The organism is Deltaproteobacteria bacterium, from assembly GCA_020845775.1.
Taxonomy (GTDB): domain Bacteria; phylum Bdellovibrionota_C; class UBA2361; order SZUA-149; family JADLFC01; genus JADLFC01.
Genome location: JADLFC010000152.1, coordinates 1 through 3,384, shown reverse-complemented (window position 1 = coordinate 3,384; position 3,384 = coordinate 1). Strand labels below are relative to the sequence as shown.

The window sequence follows — 3,384 nt, the reverse complement described above, 5'->3', positions numbered from 1 at the left end:
GCGCGAGTCAGTTTGATACTCTTAATGTTCCCAGTGCAGAATATGAAACGAGGCAAGCGACACAGGCGTCGATTATGCCAGTCGCTCCAAACATAAACGCAATCGAGACTAACGCGATTTCCGGGAAAATTGGAGATTATAGAGAGGAAATAAATACGTATCTCGCGCTTGGATACACAGTATCAGCCTCTCCTGAGCTAACATTAGGTGGCGATACACTGGACGCAGTTAGTGTTTGGAGCCATAAACTCGAGAAGACTGGCCTCGACATATGTTACTTATCCGATCCATTAGCTGCATTCCAGTCGCGTTATCGCTTTGAAAAAGGGATCCCTTCGGAGCTAAGCAAACACAGAGAGCTAAAAATACCAAGATATCATGTCGTGTCTCATAAGCTAGAAAACAGCACGAATCGAGGCATTGTTTACGTGTATGACTACCTTAGTTCTAAGGATCCGCTCATACTTGCACAAGAACTTGAACTAACCAATGACAATACTGTAGAGATCGCTCCTCAGGATAAGATTCATTTATTTCGCAATCTACGTGAGGCGATTCATTCTAGACCCGTCAAGATTAGCTCCAGGACGACGGGCCTGAGCGACAATGCACTAGGCGCAAACAGCGATCGCATCGTCAGCGTAATCGAGGGCTCTAAGCTTCCTACAGCTACCCGGAAAGTGTTATCAGATCTTCTAAACGAATATCTTTTTATCGTAGAGGTTAACCCTCCTAACGAGGAGTACGATAAAGGATGTTTCAATCTCGGGAATTCTCCGGATGGTCGTGTGCAGGCAATATTATCGCCAGACACTTTGAGGGATATTGGCTATGGCAAGTTGGTCGCGCATGGCGACGTGAGCAAAATAACTATAGCCAGACTTGAAGATTCTAATGCTCTTCCAGAACCAACGGCCACTCTCGTTAAAGGCGGCCCAGTAGTGACTCATTCGCGAGATAAGTTCGGGAATACGCGCGCAGAGTACTATAGGCCCAGACACGACTTGCCAGGTGGCCTAAAAGTGGAGCACGGTATAAACATTTTTCCGCGCCTGCCGCTTTGCCACAACGATAATGACAACCAACCTCTAGCGATTAACATCGATCTTGCGCCATTTGGCGCGGGTGAGATAAGGGATTTTTTATATGTTAAGCCAATACAGTCGGTCACAACTGTCGGCAATTACACTGTCTACAGCAGAATCCCCATGGAGAGCATTAACCTTGACGAGATCAAGGCTCCACTCGAGGACTTTAGAGATGGTTGCGCAAAAGCCGAGAGGCTTTACGGATTGAGGCCAGGCGAGGTAATTCGGAATTTTTATATTGTCTATGGTAGCGACCCTCAGGCTATTGTTCCATACAGCGCATCCGACACTGTTGTCCTTTACGACGAAATTCTTCGCGATTCAAATATGCGCCCACATCTTGAATTAGTTGGATTTCACGAGGGAAAGCATGCAATAGCAAATAGAGCAACAAACCGATTGCTGTACAGTCACGATTTTGCGAATCTTTTTTACGAGCTTTCCGATCAACGCGGAACCGACAGAGTTGATCTAACACAATATAGCGAAAACCAGTTCATTAATGACTTAAAACAAAGCGAGGCTGGTCATGCACACGACAACCCTGACGAGCTGTATGCAAGCCTTGGCAATATTGTTTTCAATAATCCCGATTTTGAGATGACCGTAGAAAATGGTAGCCTTAGTTTGAAGCATCTAATGGCAATGGGAGATCTTTTAGGTGCCATGAGCAAAAACATTCAAGACGCTGTAAAGTTGCAGTACATCCCACCGACAGCGCCTATCATCGACGAGGTGGAGAGAAAAAAGAGCTTTGTTAATAGCGCTATTGCTAAACGGCAAGCCGACTTAGGCATTAAAGATTGAGAACCGGGTACTAAGTCCTAGAGAACCAACTAGTTGAGATGCCTATTGAGTTCTAAATGCCGCCTACACTCCTAAATATAGTTAACGGGAATTTGAATAATTTTTTCGGTGAGGCGCTCGATTCGCTTGGCGGTGTTTATTACAAATCCTAGTTCTAGCTTCATATCGGAAAGAAAAATTTCTAAAGCGCGCAGGTCTCTCTTGTTAAGCGACGAGGCGAGTTTTATCTCAAAGGGAACTATTCCAAAAGGCCCATCGACGACTAGATCTACCTCGGATTTATCAACCGTTCGATAGTAATGATAATCAATTTGCGTAGCCATGGTCGCTTGAAAACCACGTATGATTTCCTCAATTACAAAACTTTCAAATGAAAAACCAGCTACGGGATGAATCAGCAAATCATTTAAGCTAGCAATTTTTAGAAAATAATGAAGAATACCCTGGTCTCTAAAAAATCCCTTTTTGGCCTTCTGGATTTTTTTTAACGCATTCTTTTCAAAGGAGGTTAAATTCCTCCAAATAAAGGTATGATGAATGACATCTAAATAATCTCGTATGGTCGACGCACTGACTTCTAAAGATCTAGCCATGTCGCTCATATTCAGCTGATGTCCTGAGTACTGCGACAACAATGTTAGAAACCTGCGAAAGTTATGGATTTTTAGATGAGGAAACAGCGATCTAATATCTCTGCCCACATAGTTAACCACGTAATTTTCCATCCACTGATTATAAAATTCATGATTAGTCTCGCTCTCAATTAGCGGCTCAGGAAAACCTCCTTTAAACCAAACTTCCATCATCTGAGCTAAAGAGATAGTGCTCGGCAAATCCAAATAATCTTTTACATCCTTGCTTTTTGCGACAACTCTTTCAAAAAATGGCGAAATGGAAACCTCAAAATATTCCGCCGCCTTAAAAGGCGCCATTTCAATGGTTGCGACTCGCCCCGCAAGACTTTCAGTTAGTCCTGAAACTATTTCAGGAGAGCTAGAACCAGTTAAAATGAAACGCCCCTTATCACTTCTCTTATTATCAATAACCCCTCTTAAGACCTTAAAAAGTTCGGGGTATTGCTGCGCCTCATCAATGATTACCTCCTTATGATTGAGCTCAAAAAATCTAAGCGGATCGCTGCTTAAGAGCTGGTAGTCGTCCGGACTTTCTAAATCGTAATACTTAAAGTTAGGCTGAACCGCTCTAACAAAAGTAGACTTTCCAGATTGCCTTGGCCCAATTACCGCAACAACAGGAAACATTGCTAATAAGGCATTAAATTTATCCTGCAAATATCGTTTCTTACCCATGATATTTACATTATACTCGCAAAAGTCATGGGTTTCAACGACAAAAAAAACGATCTTGGCTTTGGCCAAATACGGCCCTGGAACCGCCAGACTCTCTTAACGCGTGGAATTTGGAGGGCATTATGTTCCCCTTCCATGCCATGCCTAGCGTTTGCTCGTGGGAGATTCTGGGACTGCGG

At 43.5% G+C, this 3,384-nt stretch carries 2 protein-coding genes; one reads left to right on the top strand and one right to left on the bottom strand.

The window, feature by feature from the left end:
* Positions 1–74 precede the first annotated feature (74 nt).
* Positions 75–1,895: a hypothetical protein gene (locus tag IT291_09960; GenBank protein MCC6221550.1), complete on the top strand. Its 1,821-nt coding sequence runs from the start codon at positions 75–77 to the stop codon at positions 1,893–1,895.
* A 71-nt stretch (positions 1,896–1,966) separates the two neighbouring features.
* Here IT291_09960 and IT291_09955 read toward each other — a convergent pair whose 3' ends face one another.
* Complete coding sequence (locus IT291_09955; protein ID MCC6221549.1) at positions 1,967–3,205, bottom strand: ATP-binding protein; 1,239 nt, start codon at positions 3,203–3,205, stop codon at positions 1,967–1,969.
* Between the last annotated feature and the right edge of the window lie 179 nt (positions 3,206–3,384).